Genomic DNA, 23103 nt, shown 5'->3' on the forward strand with positions numbered 1-23103 from the left:
ATTAATTCGTGCGTTGGTATTCCACGCGGGCCGACCTCGGATATCCTGCCCGGCAGAGTTGTACGTGACGGGCGAGCGGTACCTCGAATGCGGCGAACAAAAGCGCTGTGGCTGAAGGGCTCGCTACGTGTACCCCCACGAAGGGCATCTTGGTGAGCACTGAAGCAACAACGACATCGGGTTCCGTGCTGTCCATCTCGGACCTGCACATCACGTTCTCCACCGACGACGGCATCGTCCAGGCCGTCAAGGGGATCGGGTTCGACGTGGCGCCCGGCGAGATCGTCGCCGTGGTCGGCGAGTCCGGCTCCGGCAAGTCCGTGACCTCGATGTCGGTACTCGGCCTGCTGCCGAAGACCACCAAGATCGCCGGCGAGCGCCGCCTCGAGCAGACCGACCTCGGCGTGCTGAAGGACGCCGAACTGCGCAAGGTCCGCGGCAACGAGATCGCGATGATCTTCCAGGAGCCGATGAGCGCGCTGAACCCGGTCTACACGATCGGCTGGCAGATCCGCGAGGCGCTGCGCACCCACCAGGACCTGTCGAAGGCCGCCGCCGACGCCCGCGCCATCGAGCTGCTGGACATGGTCGGCATCCCGAACCCGCCGGTCCGGTTCAAGCAGTACCCGCACCAGCTCTCCGGCGGGCTGCGCCAGCGCGTGGTGATCGCCATGGCGATCGCCTGCGACCCGAAGGTGATCATCGCCGACGAGCCGACCACCGCGCTCGACGTGACCGTGCAGGCGGAGATCCTCGGCCTGCTGCGCAAGCTGCGGGACACGCTGAACACCGCGATCGTGCTGATCACGCACGACATGGGCGTGGTGGCCGACCTGGCCGACCGCGTGGTGGTGATGTACCAGGGCGAGATCGTCGAAACCGCGCCGGTGCGCGAGCTGTTCGCCTCGCCGAAGGAGGAGTACACCCGCAAGCTGCTGGCCGCGGTGCCGGTGCTGGGCCAGCGCCCCGAGGGCAGGCGCCTGCTGGAGACCGAGTCGATCGAGGTCGCCACCGAGGAGATCCGGCTGACCGACAAGGAGCTGGAAGCCCAGATCGAGGAAACCGCGTACGCGCTGGAGATCAAGAACCTGGTGCTGGAGTACCCCGGCCGGCGCGGCCAGCAGAAGAACCGCGCGGTCGACGACGTCTCGCTGCACATCAGCAAGGGCGAGATCCTCGGCCTGGTCGGTGAGTCCGGTTCGGGCAAGTCGACCGTCGGCCGCTGCGCGATCCGCCTGCTCGACCCGACCGAGGGCCAGGTGTTCATCGCCGGGCGCGACATCACCAAGCTCAGCACCAAGGAACTGCGCCCGCTGCGCCGCTACTTCTCCATCGTGTTCCAGGACCCGGCGTCTACTTTGGACCCGAAGATGACCATCGGCGAGTCCATCGCCGAGCCGCTGGTGCTGCACAAGGTGGTCGAGGGCAAGGCGCTCAACGACCGGGTGAGCACCCTGCTGGACAACGTGGAGCTGGGCGGGCACTACCGCAACCGGTACCCGCACGAGCTCTCCGGCGGCCAGCGCCAGCGCGTCTCGATCGCGCGGGCGCTCGCGCTGGACCCGCAGCTGCTGATCGCCGACGAGCCCACCTCGGCGCTGGACGTGTCGGTGCAGGCGCGGGTGCTCGACCTGTTCCTCGACCTGCAGCAGAGCCTCCAGTTCGCCTGCCTGTTCATCAGCCACGACCTGGCCGTGGTCGACCTGCTGGCGGACCGGGTGGCGGTGATGCAGCACGGCAAGCTGATCGAGGTCGGCACCCGCGACCAGGTGCTGCACACCCCGCAGGAGGACTACACCCGCCGCCTGCTCTCGGCGGCCCCGGTGGCCGACCCGGTCCTGCAGGCCGAGCGGCGCAAGGCGTGGGAAGCGGGCAAGCTCGCCCCGGTCGCGGACTGACCCAGAGCACGCGAAAAGGCCCCCGCGTCCCGAGTGGACGCGGGGGCCTTTCGCTGTGCCCGTACTACGCCTTCTGGCGACGCTGACGCGGGTCGAACGCGTCCCGCAGGCCGTCACCGATGAAGTTGATGGTGAGCGAGATCAGCACCAGCACCACGAACGGCCCGAAGAACAACCACGGCCTGCCCTGCAGCTGCGCGTAGTTCTCCAGGATGACGCGGCCGAGCGAGGTGTCCGGCAACTGCACCCCGAGGCCGATGAACGACAGCGCCGCCTCGGCCAGCACGGCCTGCGCGACCGCCAGGGTCGCGTTCACCGTGATGCTGCCGACCATGTTCGGCACCAGGTGCTTGAAGATGATCCGCCCGGTACCGGCACCGGCCGCCCGCGAGGCCTCGACGAACTCCCGCTGCGACAGCGACATCGCCTCGGCCCGGACGATCCTGGCGATCGGCATCCAGCCGAACGCCGCCAGCACCATCGCCACCACGTACCAGGACCCGCCGCCGGCCACCTTCACCAGGATGGCCGCCGCCGCGATCTGCGGCACGATCAGGAACAGGTCGGTCAGCCGCGAGGCCGCCGAGTCGGTGAACCCGCGCAGGTACCCCGCGCTGGCCCCGATCAGCACCCCGAGCGTGGTCGAGACCACCGACACGGTGAGCGCGATCAGCAGCGAGTACTGGGTACCCCGCAGCACCTGCGAGACCATGTCCTTGCCGACCTGCGTGGTGCCGAGCGGGTGCTCCCCGCTCGGCGGCAGGAAGCCGCCGACCGTCTCCTCGTAGCCGTACGGCCAGAAGATCGGCATGATCACCGTGATCAGCACCAGCAACAGCAGCACCGCGCTGGAGACCATCGCGGCCTTGTGGCGCAGGAACTTCCGCAGGACGAGCTTGCCCTGGCTGGTCGGCTCCGGCGCGCCCGACGGCGGCAGGGCCCCGTCCGCCATGGTCGGGGCGTCCGTCTGTGCTCCGGTCAGGAGCGAGTTCATGTCAGCCAACGCGAATCCTCGGGTCCAGGATGCCGTACATCAGGTCGGCGATCAGATTGGCGACCACCACCATCGTGGCGACCAGTACGAGCCAGCCCATCAGCACGTTCGGGTCGTTCCGGTCGACGGCTTCGACCAGCACCGACCCCATGCCGTTCCAGTTGAACACCCGCTCGGTGATGATCGCCCCGGTGAGCACACCGGCGAAGTTGACCGAGAACAGCGTGGTCACCGGGATCAGGGCGTTGCGGAAGGCGTGCCGGAAGATCACCCGGGACGAGGACAGGCCCTTCGCCCGCGCGGTCCGCACGTAGTCCGCGTTCAGCGTCTCCAGCATCGAAGCGCGCTGGAAGCGGCTGTAGGCCGCGAAGCTGATCGCCATGATCGACAGGGTCGGCAGCAGGAACGCGCCGACGTACTTGGTGGCGAAGTCGAACAGACCGTCCGCCTGCAGGTTCTCCGGACTGGTGGTGCGCAGCCAGGGATTGCCCAGCCATTCGTCCCACCCGAGGTCGCGGACCAGCACGTTGATCTCGATCGCGTACTGCTTGAGCACGATGGCGACGCAGAAGATCGGCATCGAGAACAGCAGGAACGCCACCGTGGTCGCCAGGTAGTCGACGATGGAGTACTGCTTGACCGCGGCGATCACGCCGACGGTCACGCCGAGGACCACCGCGAGGAGCTCGGTACCGATGACCAGCCGGGCGGTCACCTCGAAGGCGCTCATCACCTTCGGGAAAACCGGTTGCAGGCCCTGGCCCTGGGCGATAGACACACCCCAGTCACCGGTCAGGAAGCTGCCGAGCCAGTCGAAGTACCGGGGCACCAGGCCCTGGTCGAGGCCGAGTTGGCGGGCCAGCTCGTCGACCGCCTCGCGGCTGACGTTCGGGTTCCCGCGCAGTTCCCCGAGCGGGTCGCCCGCGCCGGCGACCATCAGGAAACAGAGGAATGTCGCGATCAGCAGAATGGGAATGGAGATCGCGATGCGACGTAGTACGTAGACAACCAGGTTCAACTAATTGCTCCTCGTCGGGGCCCGGCCTTGGAACGCAACCGAGCCCGGAATTCAGGTACACCGTAGTGCCCCGGTCCCGGGCGTCAACAGCTACTTCCGAAGGGGATCGGGGCCGGCTTGTGGCCGTGCCCCGATCCCCGCCGGGTCGATCGGTAGGAAGCGGGAAAGACCAGGACTAGCTGGTCTTCTCCCACTCGCCGGCGTTCCACAGCGCACCGTTGTACGACTGCATGTACACCTTGTCGATGCCCCGGAAGCCCCACATGGACGGGGTCTGGAACAGCGGCAGCGTCGCATAGTTGTCCGCGATCGCCTTGTCGGCTTCCTGGTAGGCCTGCGTACCCTGCGCCTCGTCCGTCGCCGAGACCGCCTTGTCGAAGGCCGTCTTGATGTTCGGGTCGTTCAGGCTCTGGTAGTTCTGCGCCCCACCCTGGTCCTTCGGGATGTAGATGGACGGCTGCTCGGCCTTGAACGGCGCCGACGACCAGCCGAACAGGGCGATGTCGTACTCACCCTTGTCCAGGTTCCCCTTGAGGAAGTTCGGGTCGGTCTGGTCGGTGATCTCGATGCCCGCGGCCTTGGCCTGGGCGATGATGATCTCGACGGTCTGCTTGCGGCGGTCGTTCTGGTTGTGCGTGATGGTGACCGAGAAGCGCTGGCCGTCCTTCGCGAAGATGCCGTCGGCACCCTTCACCCAGCCCGCGTCGGTCAGCGTCTTGGCCGCCACCTCGGCGCCCTTGCCCGCCTTGTCGCTGTAGAGGTCGACGTAGCCCTGCTCGCCCGGGTAGAAGACGATGCTGTTCAGCGGCTGCGCGTCGGCCTGGACCTCCTTGAGGAGCTTGTCCACGATCTCCTGGCGGTTGACCACCTCGAAGAACGCCTTGCGGGTCTCCTGCTTCTGGAAGATCGGCTTGGCGAAGTTCAGGTCGAGGTGCTCGAAGGTCAGCTGCGAGGCCGAACCGTAGGTCACGCCCTGCGAGGCGAGGCCCTTCATGGTGCCCGCCGCGGTGGCGTCCGGCTGGGTCGACGCCGCGACGTCGATCTCACCGTTCTGCAGCGCGGTGGCCATCGCCTTGGTGTCCTTCATGGCGCGGACGACGATCTTCGCCGGGCCGCCCTTCTCGCCGATCCAGAGCGGGTTCTTCTCCAGGGTCACCGACTCCTGGTTGGCGTCGAAGGCGGTGATCTTGTAGGGCCCGGAGCCCGGCATGGTGGCCGGGTCGAAGTCCTTGAACTTGTTGGTCCAGTAGTCGCCGGCCTTCTTCAGCTCCTCGAGCGGGCTGCTGAGGGTCAGCTTGGTGATGTCGGCGATGCCGGTCTGCTTCTCCACGATGTGCGCGGGCATCACCGCGGTGGAGTTGAACATGCCCTTGTAGTCGAGGTAGGGCTTCTCGAACTTGGCCTCGAAGGTCAGGTCGTCCTTGCAGGTGGCCTCGTTGACCAGGCTGTAGCCGGCCGAGGACGCGGAGTTGAAGACCGGCGTCTCGCCGTCCTTGACCTTGCCGCTGTGCGAGAGCCAGGCGAGGTAGAAGTCATCGCAGTCCCAGGCGTCGCCGTCGGACCACTTGACGCCGGGCTTGATCTTCCACTCGACGACCTGCGGCTCCTTCGAGGTGACCGTCCACGACTCGAGCACGTCGTTGTTGAGCAGCACCTTGTTGTTGCCGTCGAGCACGTCGGCACCGGAGAGCACCGTGGTCAGCACGTAGGTGTTGTACGAGCTGTTCGAGTCCGGCGTGTCGTTGTTGTACGCCGAGAAGCCCTGGTCGATGCCGACGATCACCTGGTCGCTGTTCGCCGCGGCGCCCAGCTTGAAGTTCTCGCCGCTCTGGGCCTTGCCCGTCGCCATACTTTTGATATCGGCGCTCGAGCCGGTGTTCGGGTCGCCACCCTCGTTGCCGCCGCCGCTGCACGCGCTCAACAGCAGCGCGGAGCCGGCGACCAGCGACAGGGCGGAGACTGCTTTGCTTCTCCTCATTTACGTGTGCCCTCCTAGCACTGGGTCCCGGGGCATCGGACCTGGGGACCCACCCGCCCCGGATAGTTGAGCCGGAGCTTATGACACGCCAAGCAACACTCAATTGGCGCACTGCGGGTGCACGCTAGAAAGCGCGGGCACGCGCGGTCACCAGTTACCGCGCGATCGTGACCAAAGGGTGACTTCCCACCAACGTCCGGAAATACAACGGTTACCACCCGGTACCGACCGCGCAACGGACCTCACCCGGACGCAACACGGGGCCGGGTGTTCGCCCGGCCCCGCGCGGTGATCAATGATCACTCAGTCGTGCGTATACCTACTTGGTGACGGCCCACTCCCCGACGTTCCACAGGGCGCCGTTGTAGGACTGGTTGAACACCCTGTCGATACCGCGGAAGCCCCACATCGAGGGAGTTTGGAACAGCGGGAGCGACGCATAATTTTCCGCGATGTACCGGTCCGCCTCGGCGAAGCCCTCCCGCGCGACGTTCTCGTCGGTGGCCGCGATCGCCTTGTCGTACGCGGTCTTGATCCGCGGGTCGTTCAGGCTCTGGTAGTTCTGGTTGCCGCCCTGGTCCTTGGGCACGTAGATGGGCGGCTGCTCGGCCTTGAACGGGGCCGCCGACCAGCCGAACAGGGCGATGTCGTACTGGCCCTTGTCCAGGTTCCCCTTGAGGAAGTTGGGGTCGGTCTGGTCGGTGATCTCGATGCCCGCGGCCTTGGCCTGGGCGATGATGATCTCGACCGTCTGCTTGCGGCGGTCGTTGGTGTTGTGCGTGATCACCACGGAGAAGCGCTGGCCGTTCTTGGCGAAGATGCCGTCGGCGCCCTTCACCCAGCCCGCGTCGGTCAGCGTCTTGGCCGCGGCCTCGGCGCCCTTGCCGGCCTTGTCGCTGTAGACGTCGGCGTAGCCCTGCTCACCGGGGTAGAACACCAGGCTGTTCAGCGGCTGGATGTCTGCCTGGACCTCCTTGAGCAGCTTGTCCACGATCTCCTGGCGGTTGACCACCTCGAAGAACGCCTTGCGCGTGGCCTCCTCCTGGAAGATCGGCTTGGCGAAGTTCAGGTCGAGGTGCTCGAACGACAGGCGCGGCGCCGAGCCGTACTTGACGCCCTGCGCGGCCAGGCTCTTGAGCGTGTTGGCCGCGGTGACGTCCGGCTGCACCGAGGAGGCGACGTCGATCTCGCCGTTCTGCAGCGCGGTGGCCATCGCCTTGGTGTCCGGGATGCCGCGGACGAGCACCTTCGCCGGGCCGCCCTTGGCGCCGATCCAGTGCGGGTTCTTCTCCAGGGTGACCGACTGCGCGTTCTGGTCGAAGGCGGTGATCATGTACGGCCCGGAGCCGGGCATGAGCGCCTTGTCGAAGTTCTTGAACTTGGTGTTCCAGAACTCGCCGACCTTTTTGAGGTCCTCGATGCTGCTCTGGAGGTTGAGCGTCTTGATGTCGGCGATGCCGGTGCCCTTCTCGACCACGTGCGCGGGCAGCACCGCGGTCGAGTTGAACATGCCCTTGTAGTCGAGGAACGGGCTGGCGAACTGGGCCTCGAAGGTCAGGTCGTCCTTGCAGACCGGGGCGCTGACCTTGTCGTAACCCGCGATCGAAGCCGACTGGAAGACCGGCGAGTCGCCGTCCTTGACCTGGTCGCTGTGCGAGAGCCAGGCGAGCCAGAAGTCGTCGCAGTCCCAGGCCTCGCCGTCGGACCACTTCACGCCCGGCTTGATCTTCCACTCGACGATCTGCGGGTCCTTGGACTTGACCGTCCACGACTCCAGCACGTCGGTGTTGAGCAGCACCTTGTTGTTGCCGTCCAGCACGTTCGCCCCGGCCAGCACCGAGGTCAGCACGAAGGTGTTGTACGAGCTGTTGGCGTCCGGGGTGTCGTTGTTGTACGCCGAGTACCCCTGGTCGATGGCCACCGTTACGGCATCGCTGGCCGGCGCGTCACCCAGCTTGAAGTTGTCGCCGGTCTGCGCCTTGCCGATGGCCATGCCCTTGATGTCCTCGGCCGAGCCGGTGTTCGGGTCACCGCCCTCGTCACCCCCGCCACCGCAGGCGCTCAGCACGAGCGCCGCGCCGGCGAACAACGAGATCGCCTGGACCGCTCTGGTTCTCCTCATGTCGGTTGTGCCCTCCTAGCACCTGGCCGTGGCGATGGCCGCCGGCCGTTGGTGCACGCTAGAAAGGCTCTGTGGCCCTGGTCATCAGTTGACCGGCGATCGTGACCAAAGGGTGACGAGCGGAACAACCACGCAATTCACGCGCAACACGCGCGGTCAGTTGGTCCCGCGCGTCCAGTTCACCGCGTTGCCGAACGGCCCGGTCATCGGCGGGCCCGGGGTGACCCCGGAAACGCCCTTGCCGACGGCGAGCGTGTCCGACAGCTGGAACAGCGGGATCACCACGTTTCGCTGCCACAGCTGGGACTCCGTGCTCTCGATCAGCTCGCCCGGCGCGCTGGTTCCGGTGAGTGCCGACTCGATTCCGCTCTGCAGTCCCTGATCGCAGAACGCGGCCGGGTTCGGCGAGGATTCCGGAGTGGTCGGTGTGGTGCCGGGCTGGGTGGGGCGGCAGCCGAACTCGGACGCCAGGGTGAGCGCCGGATCGGTGCCCACCGCCTGCGGCACCACCGCCAGGTCCACCCCGACGCCGCCGTCGACCGGCGGGAGCGCGGTGCCGTCACCGGCCGGTTGCGCGAGCAGGTTCGAGAACAGTTCGCGCGGCTGCGGGTTGATCAGGCGCACGTCCACGCCGGCCGCGACCAGTTGCGAGGTCAGTTCCTTGGCAATGGTGGCGTACGGCTCCTGCTGGCCCGGCGAAGCGACCACAAGGGACAGTTGCCTGCCGTTGGAATCCCGCCAGGTTCCCGCATCCCGGGTGTAACCGGCGTTGGCGAGCAGTTCGCCCGCCTTCGCCGGGTCGGCGGTGGCGGGCGGGCCGCTGCCCGGGATGGTCGGCCGGTACCCGGCCACCGAGGGCGGGGTCAGCAGCGAATCGGCGCGCAGCGCGGCGGACGAACCGCCCTTGGTGCCCTCGTCGATCAGCTGGTTCCGGTCGAGCAGCGCGGCGATCGCGCCGCGCACGCGGTCGTCGGTGAGCTCGGGTCCGCTCGGCCGCAGCAGCACGCTGGCCAGCCGCGGTTTGGCCACGGTGTGCAACTGCACGGATTCGCCGAGTTCACCAAGCAGCTTGAGACCGGTGGAGTCGGTGCGGGACAACGAGAACTGCACGGTCCCGCTGCGCAGGGCGGCCGCGGTGCCCGCCTGATCGGCCCGTCGCAGCACCAACCGGTCGACCGCGGCCGGTTTCTCCCACCAGCGCTCGTTGCGCTCCAGGATGATCTCACCGCGGTCGCGGTCGAGCGTCTTGATCGAGAACGGACCGCCGTACGCGGGGAAGCCGCCTTCGAGCGCGGCCCGCCAGCCGCCGGGCGCGTCCTTGAACAGGTGCTGCGGCAGCAGTCCGCTGAACAAGGTCTTCCAGCCGGGGTAGGGCTTGGCGAAGGTGACCTCGACGCGCTTGCCGCCCTCGCGCGACTGGATGTCGGAGATCAGCCGGTAGCCCGCCGGGTCGACCACCCCCGGCTCCTCCTTCATCGCGTTGGCCAGGTAGGCGAAGTCCTCGGCGGCGATCGGCGCGCCGTCGGACCAGGACGCGTCCGGCCGGATGTCGTAGGCCACCACGAACGGCATTTCGGAGCTGACCTGCGCCGAGCCGGAGATGACCTCGGCGGACTCCATCAGGTTCTCGTCCAGCTGCGGGATGCCCCCCGCGTCGGGCCGGAACACCGAGGGCAGCAGGAGCTCGGACAGCGCGGAGGTGACCGTCGAGGAGTCGGCGAGGTTGTGCGGGTTGTACCCGCCCACGATGTCGTCGACGCCGATGACGATCTGCGACGGCGTTTTCCCCGGTGGCGTGGACTCCTCGGCGACCGGTGTGCTCACCACCGGCGGTGGCGGGGTGTTGGTGCACCCGGCGAGCAGTGCGGCGGCGAGCAGCCCGACGGCGCCCAGCCTCGGCCGGCGCCCGCCGGTTTCGCCCCTCACCCGCAACTGCTCGCCTCTCGGTAGCTGGACCGCCATGCTGCCATGGGCAGCGACTGGCACGACACCGGGTTTACGTCCCCCGGTAAGGGGACGCTCCAACCCCGGTGCCGGTTCCAGGTCCGGGCTCAGCCGCGGTTCTTGACCCGGTTGCGCTCCTTGGCCCTGGTGTTCACGTCCAGGATCACCTTGCGGATCCGGACCACCTCGGGCGCGACCTCCACGCACTCGTCGGCGGCGCAGAACTCCAGCGCCTCCTCCAGCCCCAGCTTGCGCGGGCGGGCCAGGCGCTCCAGCTCGTCACCGGTGGAGGAGCGCATGTTGGTGAGCTTCTTCTCCTTGGTGATGTTGATGTCGAGGTCCTCCGCACGCGGGTTCTCCCCGACCACCATGCCCTCGTAGACCTCGGCACCCGGCTCCACGAAGAAGGTGCCGCGGTCGGCCAGCTGGATCATCGCGTAGGCGGTGATCGGGCCGGACCGGTCGGCGACCAGCGAGCCGCTGTGCCGGGTGCGGATCTCGCCCGCCCACGGCTGGTAGCCCTCGAACACGTGGTTGGCGATGCCGGTGCCGCGGGTCTCGGTGAGGAAGTCGGTGCGGAAGCCGATCAGGCCGCGGGCGGGCAGCACGTAGTCGAGCTTGATCCGGCCGGTGCCGTGCCCGCCCATGTGCTCCATCTTGCCCTTGCGCGCGGCCAGCAGCTGGGTGATCGAGCCGAGGTACTCCTCCGGCGCGTCGATCGACAGGCGCTCGAACGGCTCGTGCAGCTTGCCGTCGATGGTCCGGGTGACCACCTGCGGCTTGCCGACGGTCAGCTCGAAGCCCTCGCGGCGCATCTGCTCGACCAGGATGGCCAGCGCCAGCTCACCGCGGCCCTGGACCTCCCAGGTGTCCGGGCGCTCGGTGGGCAGCACGCGGATGCTGACGTTACCGATCAGCTCGGCGTCGAGGCGGGCCTTGACCAGCCGCGCGGTGACCTTGTCGCCGCCGTTGCGCCCGGCCAGCGGCGAGGTGTTCACGCCGATGGTCATCGAGATGGCCGGCTCGTCGACGGTGATCCGGGGCAGCGCCTCCGGGTCGTCCACGTCGGCGAGGGTGTCGCCGATGGTGATGTCCGGGATGCCCGCGATGGCGACCAGCTCGCCGGCGCTGGCCTCGGTGGCCGGGACGCGGGTGAGGGCCTCGGTGACCAGCAGCTCGGAGATGCGCACGGACTGCACCGAGCCGTCCTCGCGCAGCCAGGCCACGGTCTGGCCCTTGCGCAGCTTGCCCGAGTGGATGCGGATCAGCGCGATGCGGCCGAGGAAGTTCGACGCGTCGAGGTTGGTGACCAGCGCGCGCAGCGGGCCGTCCGGGTCGGCGACCGGGGCGGGCACGTGGTGCAGCAGGGTCTCGAACAGCGGGTCCAGGTTCTCGCTCTCGGGCAGGCCGCCGTCGGCGGGCTGCTCCAGGCTGGCCTTGCCCGCCCGGGCCGAGGCGTAGACGACCGGGAGGTCGAGGACCGCGTCGAGGTCGGCGTCCTCGATGTCACCGGCCAGGTCGAGCAGCAGGTCGTGGGTCTCCTCGACCACCTCGGCGATGCGCGCGTCCGGGCGGTCCACCTTGTTGACCACCAGGATCACCGGCAGGCCGGCTTCGAGCGTCTTGCGCAGCACGAACCGCGTCTGCGGGAGCGGGCCCTCGCTGGCGTCGACCAGCAGCACCACGCCGTCGACCATGGCCAGGCCGCGCTCGACCTCACCACCGAAGTCGGCGTGGCCGGGGGTGTCGATGACGTTGATGGTCACCGGCCCGTCCGCGGTCTGGCGCCGGATCGAGGTGTTCTTGGCGAGAATGGTGATGCCCTTCTCGCGTTCGAGCTCGCCGGAGTCCATCACCCGGTCGACCATCTCGGCCCGTTCGGCGAACGCGCCGGACTGGCGGAGCATGGCGTCGACCAGGGTGGTCTTGCCGTGGTCCACGTGTGCGACGATGGCGACGTTGCGCAGGTCGGGCCGGGTCCGGCCGGACGTCTCGCGGTCGGCTCCGGCGGCGATGACACTGGCTGCGGGCACGCTCGAGCTCCTGATACTTCGGAATTGGGGTGGCCGACCGCGGATACCCGTGTTGGAATCGATCCAAGGCACGCGCGAGAGCGGCGCTGGTCATACGCGATCACGAACAGGATACCTGCCGTGTCCCTGTGACCAGGGCCACGCCCCAAGATCGGTTAGCCTCACCTAACCTGAGGAGCTGGAACCAGGCGGGTAGGAGTGTGCGTGGGCAAGAAGAAGCACGGTGACGATCCACGAGCGCTCGTGCGCAAGTGGATGAAGGCGGGCAAGGTCAAGAAGAAGTGCTGCCGGTCCAAATCCCGGTGCAAGAAATGCCCGGTGCTCGCGCTGAAGAAGGCGAAGACGAAAGTCGCCGCCTGATTCCGCCGGTCGGTGTTTTCAGTGCGCGATGGCCTCGTTCACGAGGTGCAGCTCGTGGGCGGTCCTGGTGGCGGAGAATTCGATCACCTCGTAGGTGGCCAGGTGCTGCAGCGCGAAGGGATCGGTGGCCAGGATCGCGTCGAGTTTGCCGCGGGGCATGGGGCGCGTGATGATCACGCCGCCGACGCGGGGATTCCGCCTGCCCGAGGCGAGGAAATGCTGGCTCTCGTAGTGCCGGGTCAGCCATTCGGCGTGGTCGGCCAGCGCGTAGTCGATTTCTTCCAGCGGTGCGGTGTAGTTCACCAGGACGACATACATCCGTTCAAGGTAACTCCGCTCCGGCGCGGTGAACCAGGTTCACCACCTGGTCGATGCGGGTCTGATCCCTTAGCATGGTCGCTATGCGCTTTTCGTCTCAGATGTGGTGGCCGCCGACGGCGGCCTGAGACTTTCGCGTGACAAACCGGCCGCCCGATCGGGTGGCCGTTGTCGTGTTCGGTGTCCGATCCGGGTGGTCCTGACCGAAGGGACCCCTCCGTTGATCCGGCTTTCCGCCATCACCCCGTCCGGCCACGTCCACCTCGGCAACCACCTCGGCGCCATCCGCCGGTGGGCGGCCGAGGGCGAGCCGGACGACCTGTACTTCATCTCCGACCTGCACGGCATGACCGGTGCGCACAACCCCGGCGTGCTGCGGGCGCTGGCCAGAGAGCAGCTCGCCGTGCTGATCGCCGCCGGGGTCGGCGAGCGGACCGTGTTCGTGCAGTCCGATCTGGCCCGTGAGCTGGGCGCGCTGACCTGGGTGCTGGAGTGCACCTGCAGCTACGGCGAGGCCGCGCGGATGATCCAGTTCAAGGAGAAGAGCAAGGGCCAGGCCGGGGTCCGGCTGAGCCTGCTCACCTATCCGGCGCTGATGGCCGCGGACATCCTGCTGCAGGGCGCCGCCCAGGTGCCGGTCGGCGAGGACCAGCGGCAGCACGTGGAACTGGCGCGGGTGCTCGCGCGGCGGTTCAACGCCACCTACGGCGAGGTGTTCACCGTGCCGGAGGCGGTGCTGCCGCCCGCCGCCGCGCGGGTGCGGGACCTGAGCGAGCCGACCAGGAAGATGTCGAAGTCGACGCGGGACTCGGCCGGGGTGCTCTTCGTGCTCGACGAGCCCGACGCGCTGCGGCGCAAGATCAAGCGCGCGGTGACCGACGGTGGTTCCGAGGTGGCCTACGACCCGGCCGGACGGCCCGGCCTGGCGAACCTGCTGGACATCCTGGCGGGCTGCCTCGGCGGGGACCCGGCCGAGCTGGCCGCCTCGTTCAGCTCGTACGGGGCACTGAAGGAGGCGGTGACCGAGGCGGTGGTGGAGACGCTCGCGCCCATCCGGACGGCCGCCGTCGCCCTGCTCGAGGACCCGGCGGAACTGGACCGCATCCGGAAGGCGGGCGCCACCCGGGCCGCCGCCAGGGGCGAGCACCGCCTCCAGTCCGCCCTGCGCCTCATCGGCGCCGGCTGACGGAGGCCGCGCCGGCTGACGGAGGCCGCGCTGTGAATGTGGCTTTCACTGCGGATTTCGCTGTGAAAGCCACATTCACAGCAGGGCGGCCAGGTCCGGGATGAGGAGGCGGTCCGCCGGTAGCCAGTCCAATGACTTCAGCTCGTCCGGCCCCAGCCACCGCAGGTTCCGGTGTTCCACCGCCCGCGGCTCGACCCCCGGCTCCAGCAGCGCCGCGTAGATCCGCAGCACGGCACCGCCCGGCAACGGCACGTCGGCGCCGACCCGCTCCCCCACGCTGATCGCCGCGTCCAGTTCCTCCACGCACTCCCGCCGCAGCGCGTCCACTTCGGACTCGTCCGGCTCGACCCGGCCGCCGGGCAGCTCCCACTTCCCGGCCGCGTCCGCCGGCCAGGCCCGCTGCTGCACCAGCAACTTCCCGTCCCGCACCACGGCGGCACCCACCACGACCTTCACAAGCGCGGCACGCTAGCCGACCGCCACCGCACCTCGAACCGCGCCCCGCCCTCCGGCGACTCCCCCACCTGCACCGAACCACCCCGGCGCCGCACCGCCTCGGCCACCATCGCCAGGCCGAGCCCGGTGCCGCCGGACGAGCGCGCCCGGTCGTCCGACACCCGGTAGAACCGGTCGAACACCCGATCCCGGTGCTCCGCCGCGATCCCGGGCCCGTCGTCGTCGACCACCAGCCGGACGCTCGACCGCGCCGCCAGCACCGACACCACGATCTGCCCGCGCGCGTACCTCGCGGCGTTGCGCAGCAGGTTGTTCAGCACCAGCTCCACCTCGGCGTGCGACGCGTGCGCCCACGCCTCGCCGACCGCGCCGGTGATCCGGGTCTCCGGCGCGTCCGCCGGCATGCGCGCGACCGCGGCCCGCGCCTCGGTGACCAGTTCGACCGGCTCCGCGGGCGGCAGCTCCCCCGCGTCCGACCGCGCCAGCGCCAGCAGCCCGTCCAGCAGCGCCGAGAGCCGTTCGGCCTCGGCGAGCACGTCGGCCAGCGTCTCCTGCGCGAGTTCCGGATCCGGGTTGGCGACCGCGACCTCGGCCTGCACCCGGATCGAGGCCACCGGCGACCGCAGTTCGTGCGCGGCGTCCCCGGTGAACCGGCGCAGCCGCTGGGCGGCCTCCTCCTGCCGCGCGAGCAGCTCGTTGAAGTCGGCGGCCAGCGCGCGCAGGTCGTCCTGCGCGGTGGGCAGCGGCAGCCGTGCTCCGGCCGGCAGCGCGCGCACCGACCGGCGCATCCTGGTCACCGGCCCCAGCGCGGACCGCACGCCGAGCCAGGTCGCCATGGCCGCCACGAGCGCGCTCAGCAGGGCCACCCAGACCAGCCAGAACGCCCCGTCGGAGACCGCCTCGTGGAAGCCGACGAGCCCGGTGCCGACCACCACGAGCCGTTGCGAACCGTCCGGCTCGGTCACCACCGAACCGAGCCACCGCCAGCGCGGCCCGTGGTCGCCGTCGTCGTCGGTGCGCACGGCGACACCGGACTTCAGCGCGCGGATCTCCTTCGGCCCGAGGCCGGGCGCGGGCGGCAGGCCGTCACGCGGCGCGCCCGCGATGTCGAGCACGCGCACGGTCACCCCGGACAGCGGCGTGGCCGGGCGCCCGGCGGCAACCTCGGCGGTGGCCGGGGCCAGCGCCTGGTTCAGCTCGAAATCCACCGATCGGATGAGCAGCGGGCCCAGTCCGCGACCGGCGATCAGCGCCAGTCCGGCCAGGCAGGAGAAGGTGACCGCGGCCGAGATGAGCGTGATCCGGAACCGCAGGCCGCGGCGACTCCACCAGTTCACCCCGGGGTCAGGACTTCGTCCAGTTGCGGGTCCGAAGCCAGGTAGCCGTGCCCGCGCACGGTGCGCACCACCGAGCCCGCCCCGACCGCGTCCAGCTTCCGCCGCACGTATCCGACGTACACCTCGACGACATTACGGGTGGCCGCCTGCTCGTCGCCCCACACCGCGCGCAACAGCTCGTCCTTGGTCACCACCGTGCCCGCCCGGCCGACCAGCACCTCCAGCAGCGCGAACTCCCGCGGGCTCAGCGCCACCTGCTCGTCGCCCCACCTGACCTCGCGCGAGGCCCGGTCCACCTGCAGCGACCCGATGCGCAGCGGCCCGCGCGCGCCGTCCGGGGCGGTCCGCCGCAGCACCGCGCGCACCTGCGCCACCAGCACCACGAACGAGAACGGCTTGACCAGGTACCCGTCGGCGCCCAGATCCAGCCCGTCGGCCTGGTCCACCTCGCCGTCCTTGGCCGAGACCAGCAGCACCGGCGTCTGCACGCCCTGGGCCCGCAGCGCCTGCAGCACGCGGTACCCGGACAACCCGGGCAGCATGATGTCGAGCAGCACCACGTCGAAGGCCCCGGTCTCGGCGAGTTTGAGCGCGCTCGGCCCGTCCGCGGCGGCGATCACTTCCATGCCCTCGGCCCGGAGCCCGCGCTGCAGCGCCTTCCGCACACCCGGTTCGTCGTCGACGACCAGCACCCGTGGTTTCACGGTTCTCAGAATGCCCTGAATGTCGGCTTGCGCGCCGAACCTCTCAGCCGACTCTCAGCTGGCGCGGCCGTCTCAGGGCCATCTCAGCCTCAGGAGGGAAGCCTCGGTGCCGGGAATCCTCCACACTGGCAGTCGAGACCACAGGGAGTTCACGCGATGCAACCCAGGAAGAAAGCACTCGTCGCCGCGGCCTCGGGGACCGCGATCGGCCTGGCCGGGCTGGCCTTCGTCGCCATGCCGGCCGGCGCCGGTGAGGCCCCGCCCGAGCTGCCCGCGGTCAGCGCCGAGGACCTGGTCCAGTCCGTGCTCACCGCGGACGCGCCGGCGCTGCGCGGCACGGTGACCGTCTCCGAACAGCTCGGCCTGCCCGCCGCGCTGCCCGGGGTCGGCGCGCTCAACCTCGACGAAGCGAGGGTGTTCAACGACGGCAACGGCAAGACCAGGCTGGCGATCAAGCAGGGCGGCACGGAGAACACCGTCGTGCACGACGGCGCCACCGTCTGGTCCTACAACTCGAGCGACAACACCGCGACCAAGGTCACCCTGCCCCAGGGCGTGGAGAAGCACGAGGGCGTCACCGAGAACGGGCAGCTGACCGATCCGACCGCGGCCGCCGGGCAGCTGCTCCAGGCGGTGCGCGAGTTCAGCACGGTCACCGTCGACGGCACCGCCAGGGTGGCCGACCGCCCGGCCTACGAGCTGGTGCTCACGCCGAAGCCGGACGAGCGGACGCTGCTGCGCGAGATCCGCGTGGCGGTCGACTCGGAGACCCGCCTGCCGCTGCGGCTGGAGGTGCTCACCAACGGCACCACCGAGCCGGCGCTGGAGATCGGCTTCAGCGAGTTCGCCGTCGAGCAGCAGCCCGCCGACCTGTTCACCTTCACCCCGCCCGCCGGGGCCAAGGTCGAAGAGGTCACGCCGGAGGCCAAGCCGCACGACGAGGCCGAGGCGGGCAAGGTCAAGGACGCGGTCGACCCGCAGGTCGTCGGCACCGGCTGGGACTCGGTGATCACCGGGCGCGTGCCAGCCGACGTGCTCGCGGGCGGTCAGCTGCCGTCCGAGCTGCCCGAGGGCAAGGACGGGCAGGAGCCGGTGAACGTGCAGGCGCTGCTGGGCCAGATCGCCAAGCCGGTCAGCGGGCCGTTCGGCACCGGCCACGTGATCACCACCAAGGTGGGCACCGCGCTGCTGACCGACGACGGCCGCTTCGCCGCCGGCGCCGTGCCGGAGCAGGTGCTGATCGAAGCACTGGGCGCCAAGTGACCACCACCTACCAGGGGGTAACCGAAGTGGCCGTTCCGGAAGGAGCGGCCACTTCGGCCGTCCCGCTGGCTGCCAGGACCAGGGGCTTGCGCAAGGTCTACCGCGGCACGGTCGCGGTGGACCAGGTCGATCTCGACGTGCCGTCCGGGGCCGTGCTCGGCATGCTCGGCCCGAACGGTTCCGGCAAGACCACCACCATCCGCATGCTGCTCGGGCTGGTCCGGCCCACCGAGGGTGAGGTGGAACTGCTCGGCGAGCGGATGCCGGACGGGGCCGGGCGGGCGCTGCCGGACGTCGGCGCGCTGGTCGAGGGCCCCGGTTTCCACCCGTTCCTGTCCGGGCGGGAGAACCTGTTCCGGATGGCCGCCGCCGAGCCCCGGCTGGCCTCGGGGGACATCCCCGGCGCGGTCGCCGCGGCACTGGAGCGGGTCAACCTGACCGGCGCCGCGCACCGGCGGTACCGGGGTTACTCGCTGGGCATGAAGCAGCGGCTCGGGCTGGCCGCGGCGCTGCTGGTGCCGCGCCGGATGGTGGTGCTGGACGAGCCGACGAACGGGCTGGACCCGGCCGGTACCCGGGACATCCGCAAGATCATCGCCGAACTGCACGCCGCGGGCACCACCGTGGTGGTCTCCTCGCACCTGCTCGCCGAGGTCGAGGCGACCTGCACGCACGTGGCCGTGCTGCACGCGGGCACCGTGGTCGCCCAGGGCGAGCTGGCCGAGCTGCTGGAGTCCGGTTCGCCGAACCTGCTGGTGTCCACTCCGGACACCGAGCTGGCGATGGAGGTGTTGCGGGAGAACCGGATGCCGAGCAAGCTCACCCCGGAGGGGGTCCGGGTGGAGCTGAGCACCACCACCCCGCCGCAGGTGCTGGAGACGCTGGTCAAGGCCGGGGTCGGGGTGTACGAGGCCCGCCGCGCCCGCACCGGGCTGGAGGACCTGTTCGCCCGGCTGACCCAGGACGACCCGATCGAAGAGGACCGCTCATGACTGCCGTCGCGGCCCTGCCGCACACCTCGCCCGCGCCGGCGATCGGCGTGCCGCGCCTGCTGCGCGCGGAACTGCGCTGGATCTTCCGCCGCCCGCGCACCCTGGCGGTGCTCGGCCTGCTCGCCGCGATGCCCGCGGTCATCGGCATCGGGCTGACCTTTGTGGACGGTCCGCCGAGCGGCGGCTCCGACGGGCCCAACAACGGCGGTGACTCGCTGCTGGTCGCGGCCGCGGGCAACGCACTGGTGCTGCCGATCGCCGCGCTGACCATGGGCCTCGGCCTGCTGCTGCCACTGGCCGCGGCGATGGCCAGCGCCGACGCACTGGCGGGCGAGTCCTCCCACGGCACGCTGCGCAGCTGGCTGCTCGCGCCGGTGAGCCGGGGCAGGCTGCTCGCGGTCAAGGCGCTCGGGGTCGGCGTTGTCGTACTGGTCGCGACCACCTCGATGGCGGTGGTCGGGGTGACCACCGGGCTGATCCTGAACGGGCCGGACGCGGTGTTCACCCTGTCCGGCACCACCCCCGGATTCGGGGCGGTGCTGGGGAAGATCGCGATCGCGGTGCTGTGGGTGACGCTGCAGGTGTGGGCGATCGCCGCGGTGGCGCTGGCCATCTCGGCCTGCACCGAGCACCCGATGCTGGTGGTGGCCTCGGTGCTGGGCGGGGTGATCGTGTCCTCGGTGCTGCAGCTGCTCGACTCGCTGTCGTGGCTGCACCCGTTCCTGCTGAACTCCTCCTGGGAGGCGCTGGCGGACGTGCTGCGGGACCCGGTGCCCAGTTCGGGCCTGCTCGAAGGCGCGCTCCGGGCCGGTTGTTATGTCGCGATCGGACTGTCGCTGGCGTACGCCCGCATGGTCACGAAGGACGGCTGAGCAACGCGATTCCGTCCGGGTCGAGCCGGAGCCGGACGGAATCGCCCTCGCCCAGCTCGGCCAGCACCGGTGCCGCCGCGTCCACTGTGGACCCGTCTTCGAGCCGGACCCGGAGCCGGACGTGGTCCCTTCGGTACACCTGCGAGACAACCTCGCCGGGGATGCCGTTCTCCGCGACCCGGAGCGCGGTCGGCCGCAGTCCCAACCGGACTTCCCCCGCCACGTCCGCCTCGACTTCACCGAGGTTCGAGCGGACGACGCCCTGCTTCCCGGTCGCGTCCACAAAGGACGTGATGCCGAGGAAGCGCGCCACGCGCTCGTCGACCGGACGCCGCCAGACCTCCCGCACCGGCCCCGCCTGGCGGATCCGCCCGCCCTCCAGCACGGCGACCCGGTCGGCCAGGGTGAACGCCTCCTCCTGGTCGTGGGTGACCAGCAGGGTGCTGACCCCGGCCCGGCGGAGCAACGCGGCCAGGTCGATGGCGAGCTGTTCGCGGAGTTCGGCGTCCAAACCGGACAGTGGTTCGTCCAGCAGCAGCAACCGCGGCCGCGGCGCCAGCGCCCTGGCCAGCGCCACCCGCTGCGCCTGGCCGCCGGACAGCTCGGTCACCCGGCGGCGCTCGTACCCCTTGAGCCCCACCAGTTCCAGCAGTTCGGTCACCCTGGACGCCTGTTCGGCCTTCGGCACGCGGTGCATGCGCAGGCCGAACGCGATGTTGCCGGCCACGTCGCGGTGCGGGAACAGCTGGCCGTCCTGGAAGACCAGGCCGAACTCCCGCCGGTGCACCGGCAGCCCGGCGAGATCGGTGTCGTTCCAGCGGACCCGGCCGTGGACGAGCGGCTCCAGCCCGGTGATCGCCCGGAGCAAAGTGGACTTCCCGGAGCCCGAAGGTCCCAGCAGCGCCAGCACTTCCCCGTCGGCGATCTCCAGCGACGCCTGGTCGACCGCGGTCACCGAGCCGTAGCGGACGGTCAGCTGCTCGGCTGTGAGTGGCATCAGAACTCCCCGGTTGACGGCTTGAGCCGGTCGATCACCGTCACCACCGCGGCGGTGACCACCATCAGCAGCACGCAGGCCGCGTAGGCCATCTGGTTGTTCAGCTCGCCCGGCCGCGAGATCAACGCCGCGATCGCCACCGGCAACGTCGGTTCACCGGGACGCGCGAGAAAGCTGGTGGCGCCGAACTCCCCGAGCGCGATCACGTACCCGAACCCCGCGGCGGCCACCAAAGACCGTGCGGCCAGCGGAAAGTCGATCTCCCGCCAGACCCGCACCGGCCCGGCGCCGAGGGTCGCGGCGGCCTGGCGCAGCCGCTCGTCGACCGAGCGCAGCACCGGCAGCACCATGCGCACGATCATCGGGATGATCACCAGCGCCTGCGCGAACGGCACCAGCAGCGGCGAGGTGCGCAGGTCGCCGGGCAGGTCGTCGAGCGTGACCAGGTAACCGAAACCGACCGTCACCGCCGAGACACCGAGCGGCAGCATGAGCGCGGCGTCCATCGTCTCGCCTGCTCCCCTGGCCAGCCTGCCGGGCGCGCGCCGCAGCGACACGAGCACCACCGAGGCCAGCACGCCGACGCACATGGCGAGCACAGTCGCGTCCGTGGCCGTGCGCAGCGAGCGCAGGGCAGCGTCCCAACCGGACACTTGCAGCGCGCCTCCGGTGGTGGCGAGCCCTTCGAACCCGGCGATACTGGCCTTCGAAAGCAACGCGGCGATCGGTGTGAGCAGCAGGCCCAGCACGACCACCGCGGCGCCGACCACCCACCACTCGCGGCCCTCCGGCCGTCGCGCCGCTTCCGCGGCCGAACGCAGGCGCAACGCGGTCTCCCGGCGCCGCCGCGCGATCGCACCGAGCACCAGCGCGGCGACCACCGCGAGCAACTGCACCAGCGACAACGCCGCCGCGCCGGACAGGTCGAGCAGGTTCACCGTGCGCAGGTAGATCTCGGTTTCCAGGGTGCGGAACCGGCCGCCGCCCAGGATGAGCACCACGCCGAAACTGGTGGAGCAGAAGAGGAACACCACGGCCGACGCGGAGAAGATCGCCGGGGTCAGCCGCGGCAGCGTGACCGAGCGGAACGCCTGCCACGAGGAAGCGCCCAGCGCCCTGGCCGCTTCCTCGGCACGACGGTCCAAATGGGACCAGAGCCCGCCGACCGTGCGGGCCACCACCGCCACGTTGAAGAAGGCGTTGGCCAGCACGATGGAGAGCACGCCACCGTCCGGCCACAACGCGCGGAAGGCCAGCCCGACCACCACCGTGGGCAGCACGAACGGCACCAGCACGATGGTCCGGACCAGCGCGATACCGGGCAGCTTCACCCTGGCCAGCACGAACGCGATCGGCAGGCCCGCGAGCACGGACAAGACGGTCGACGCGGCCGCCTGCGCCACGGTGAACCCGGCCAGCTGCCAGGTCGACGCCCTGGTCAGCACCTCGGTCACCCCGCCGTCGCCGAAGCCGAGCCCGACGATCGCGGCGACCGGCCAGGCGAAGAAAACGACCAGGAACGCGACGGGCAGGAGGGCGACGAGGGCTAGCCCTCGATGAGTCCGCGCCACTGCTCGATCCACCGCTCCCGGTTCGCCTGGATCTCCTCACCGGGCAGCGACGCCGGCTTCGGCGGTTGCGGGGCCGCCTGGGTCCAGCTCGCCGGGAGTTCGACGCCCTCGCGCGAGGGGTAGACGTACATGTTCTCCGCGACCGTGCTCTGGAACTGCTGGGAGAGCAGGAAGTCCACCACGCGGCCCGCCTTGTCGGCCTGCTTGCCGCCGGTCAGCAGGCCGGCGTACTCGACCTGGCGGAAGCAGGTGTCGAGCAGCGCCTTGGTGCGCGGCTTGCCGTCCTCACCGAGTTCGGCGGCCGGTGACGAGGCGTAGGAGACGACCAGCGGGCGCGGCCCCTTGCCGGAGGAGCCGGAGAACTCCTGGTTGTAGGCGATTTCCCAGCTGCTGACCGCCTTGACGCCGTTGGTCTTGAGCTTGCCCCAGTACTCGGACCAGCCCTGCGGGCCGTACTTGGCGACGGTGCCGAGGAGGAAGGCGAGGCCGGGCGAGCTGGTCGCCGGGTTCGCCACCACCAGGAGGTCCTTGTACTGCGGGTCGGCGAGGTCGTCGAAGGTCTTCGGCTCGGGCAGGCCCTTCTCGGCGAACCAGCCGGTGTCGATGTTCACGCACACATCGCCGACGTCGACCGCGGAGAGCCGGTGCTCGGGGTCGATGGCGTAGCGCTGCGGGCCGCGGTCGGCCTCCGGGCTGGTGTACGGCTCGAACACGCCCTCGCTGAGCGCGCGGGTGGCGAAGGTGGAGTCGACGCCGAAGGCGACGTCGGCGATCGGGCTGGCCTTGGTCAGGACCAGCTTGTTCGTCAGCGCGCCGGCGTCGCCCTCCTTGAGCACCTCGATGCGGATGCCGGACTGCTGCTGGAAGGCGTCGAGGATCTCCTGCGGCGCGGCGAACGAGTCGTGGGTGACCAGTTTGATGGTGGTCACGTCGTCGGCCGGTTCCTCCGAACCGGACAGCGTGCAACCGGCGAGCAGCACCCCAGCCGCGGACAACGCGGCCACCGCTCGGACGGTGCGGGTCATGAGCCCCTCCTTGCTCGGGATCATCGGCGGCAGGC

19 protein-coding genes are annotated in these 23103 nt (G+C 70.0%); 6 read left to right on the forward strand and 13 right to left on the reverse strand.

The window, feature by feature from the left end:
* Positions 1–152 precede the first annotated feature (152 nt).
* Complete coding sequence (locus tag JYK18_RS06440) at positions 153–1898, forward strand: ABC transporter ATP-binding protein (protein ID WP_206801231.1); 1746 nt, start codon at positions 153–155, stop codon at positions 1896–1898.
* A 64-nt stretch (positions 1899–1962) separates the two neighbouring features.
* Here JYK18_RS06440 and JYK18_RS06445 read toward each other — a convergent pair whose 3' ends face one another.
* The 6 genes from JYK18_RS06445 to typA all read right to left on the reverse strand — a co-directional run bounded on the left by JYK18_RS06445 (position 1963) and on the right by typA (position 11987).
* Complete coding sequence (locus JYK18_RS06445) at positions 1963–2892, reverse strand: ABC transporter permease (protein ID WP_206804050.1); 930 nt, start codon at positions 2890–2892, stop codon at positions 1963–1965.
* Position 2893: 1 nt separating this feature from the next.
* Positions 2894–3910, reverse strand: coding sequence for an ABC transporter permease (locus JYK18_RS06450; protein ID WP_206801232.1), 1017 nt, complete (start codon positions 3908–3910; stop codon positions 2894–2896).
* Between the two features lie 175 nt (positions 3911–4085).
* The gene (locus JYK18_RS06455; protein WP_206801233.1) at positions 4086–5888 is read right to left on the reverse strand and encodes an ABC transporter family substrate-binding protein; all 1803 of its coding nucleotides are present in this window, start codon (positions 5886–5888) and stop codon (positions 4086–4088) included.
* A 319-nt stretch (positions 5889–6207) separates the two neighbouring features.
* Positions 6208–8010, reverse strand: coding sequence for an ABC transporter family substrate-binding protein (locus tag JYK18_RS06460; protein ID WP_206801234.1), 1803 nt, complete (start codon positions 8008–8010; stop codon positions 6208–6210).
* Between the two features lie 156 nt (positions 8011–8166).
* Positions 8167–9972 (reverse strand): ABC transporter family substrate-binding protein, encoded by a 1806-nt coding sequence (locus JYK18_RS06465; RefSeq protein ID WP_206801235.1) that lies wholly within the window; start codon positions 9970–9972, stop codon positions 8167–8169.
* An 89-nt stretch (positions 9973–10061) separates the two neighbouring features.
* Entirely contained in the window at positions 10062–11987 is a 1926-nt protein-coding gene (gene typA / locus JYK18_RS06470; protein ID WP_374194991.1) for a translational GTPase TypA, read from the reverse strand.
* A gap of 204 nt (positions 11988–12191) precedes the next feature.
* On the opposite strand from typA, the gene JYK18_RS06475 reads away from it, so the two are divergent.
* The gene (locus tag JYK18_RS06475; protein ID WP_206801236.1) at positions 12192–12347 is read left to right on the forward strand and encodes a hypothetical protein; all 156 of its coding nucleotides are present in this window, start codon (positions 12192–12194) and stop codon (positions 12345–12347) included.
* A gap of 18 nt (positions 12348–12365) precedes the next feature.
* Here JYK18_RS06475 and JYK18_RS06480 read toward each other — a convergent pair whose 3' ends face one another.
* Positions 12366–12665: a YciI family protein gene (locus tag JYK18_RS06480; protein ID WP_206801237.1), complete on the reverse strand. Its 300-nt coding sequence runs from the start codon at positions 12663–12665 to the stop codon at positions 12366–12368.
* 220 nt (positions 12666–12885) lie between these two features.
* On the opposite strand from JYK18_RS06480, the gene trpS reads away from it, so the two are divergent.
* Positions 12886–13851, forward strand: coding sequence for a tryptophan--tRNA ligase (trpS, locus tag JYK18_RS06485; RefSeq protein WP_206801238.1), 966 nt, complete (start codon positions 12886–12888; stop codon positions 13849–13851).
* Between the two features lie 75 nt (positions 13852–13926).
* Here the strand turns inward: trpS and JYK18_RS06490 are convergent, their stop codons facing one another.
* Genes JYK18_RS06490 through JYK18_RS06500 form a run of 3 tightly spaced genes read right to left on the reverse strand, consistent with a single transcriptional unit; the run spans position 13927 to position 16360 of the window.
* Positions 13927–14307: a (deoxy)nucleoside triphosphate pyrophosphohydrolase gene (locus JYK18_RS06490; RefSeq protein WP_206801239.1), complete on the reverse strand. Its 381-nt coding sequence runs from the start codon at positions 14305–14307 to the stop codon at positions 13927–13929.
* A complete protein-coding gene (locus JYK18_RS06495; protein WP_206801240.1) occupies positions 14304–15644 on the reverse strand; it encodes a cell wall metabolism sensor histidine kinase WalK in 1341 nt (446 codons plus the stop codon). Before JYK18_RS06495 ends, JYK18_RS06490 begins: the two co-directional genes overlap by 4 nt.
* On the reverse strand, positions 15641–16360 hold the full coding sequence (locus JYK18_RS06500; protein WP_206804052.1) for a response regulator transcription factor: 720 nt from the start codon (positions 16358–16360) through the stop codon (positions 15641–15643). Before JYK18_RS06500 ends, JYK18_RS06495 begins: the two co-directional genes overlap by 4 nt.
* A gap of 144 nt (positions 16361–16504) precedes the next feature.
* Between JYK18_RS06500 and JYK18_RS06505 the strand changes: the two genes are divergently transcribed.
* Genes JYK18_RS06505 through JYK18_RS06515 form a run of 3 tightly spaced genes read left to right on the forward strand, consistent with a single transcriptional unit; the run spans position 16505 to position 19475 of the window.
* A complete protein-coding gene (locus tag JYK18_RS06505) occupies positions 16505–17611 on the forward strand; it encodes an outer membrane lipoprotein carrier protein LolA (protein WP_206801241.1) in 1107 nt (368 codons plus the stop codon).
* Between the two features lie 26 nt (positions 17612–17637).
* The gene (locus tag JYK18_RS06510; RefSeq protein ID WP_374194992.1) at positions 17638–18603 is read left to right on the forward strand and encodes an ABC transporter ATP-binding protein; all 966 of its coding nucleotides are present in this window, start codon (positions 17638–17640) and stop codon (positions 18601–18603) included.
* Entirely contained in the window at positions 18600–19475 is an 876-nt protein-coding gene (locus tag JYK18_RS06515; RefSeq protein WP_206801243.1) for an ABC transporter permease subunit, read from the forward strand. The genes JYK18_RS06510 and JYK18_RS06515 overlap by 4 nt, the downstream gene beginning before the upstream one ends.
* On the opposite strand, the gene JYK18_RS06520 is transcribed toward JYK18_RS06515, so the two are convergent.
* The 3 genes from JYK18_RS06520 to JYK18_RS06530 are packed head-to-tail and all read right to left on the reverse strand — an operon-like array spanning position 19459 to position 23068.
* Entirely contained in the window at positions 19459–20472 is a 1014-nt protein-coding gene (locus JYK18_RS06520) for an ABC transporter ATP-binding protein (protein ID WP_206801244.1), read from the reverse strand. The two genes, JYK18_RS06515 and JYK18_RS06520, sit on opposite strands and share 17 nt — an antisense overlap.
* Positions 20472–22043: an iron ABC transporter permease gene (locus tag JYK18_RS06525; protein ID WP_206804053.1), complete on the reverse strand. Its 1572-nt coding sequence runs from the start codon at positions 22041–22043 to the stop codon at positions 20472–20474. The genes JYK18_RS06520 and JYK18_RS06525 overlap by 1 nt, the downstream gene beginning before the upstream one ends.
* On the reverse strand, positions 22019–23068 hold the full coding sequence (locus JYK18_RS06530; protein WP_206801245.1) for a thiamine ABC transporter substrate binding subunit: 1050 nt from the start codon (positions 23066–23068) through the stop codon (positions 22019–22021). Before JYK18_RS06530 ends, JYK18_RS06525 begins: the two co-directional genes overlap by 25 nt.
* Between the last annotated feature and the right edge of the window lie 35 nt (positions 23069–23103).

It is taken from the genome of Amycolatopsis sp. 195334CR, assembly GCF_017309385.1.
Classification (GTDB): domain Bacteria; phylum Actinomycetota; class Actinomycetes; order Mycobacteriales; family Pseudonocardiaceae; genus Amycolatopsis.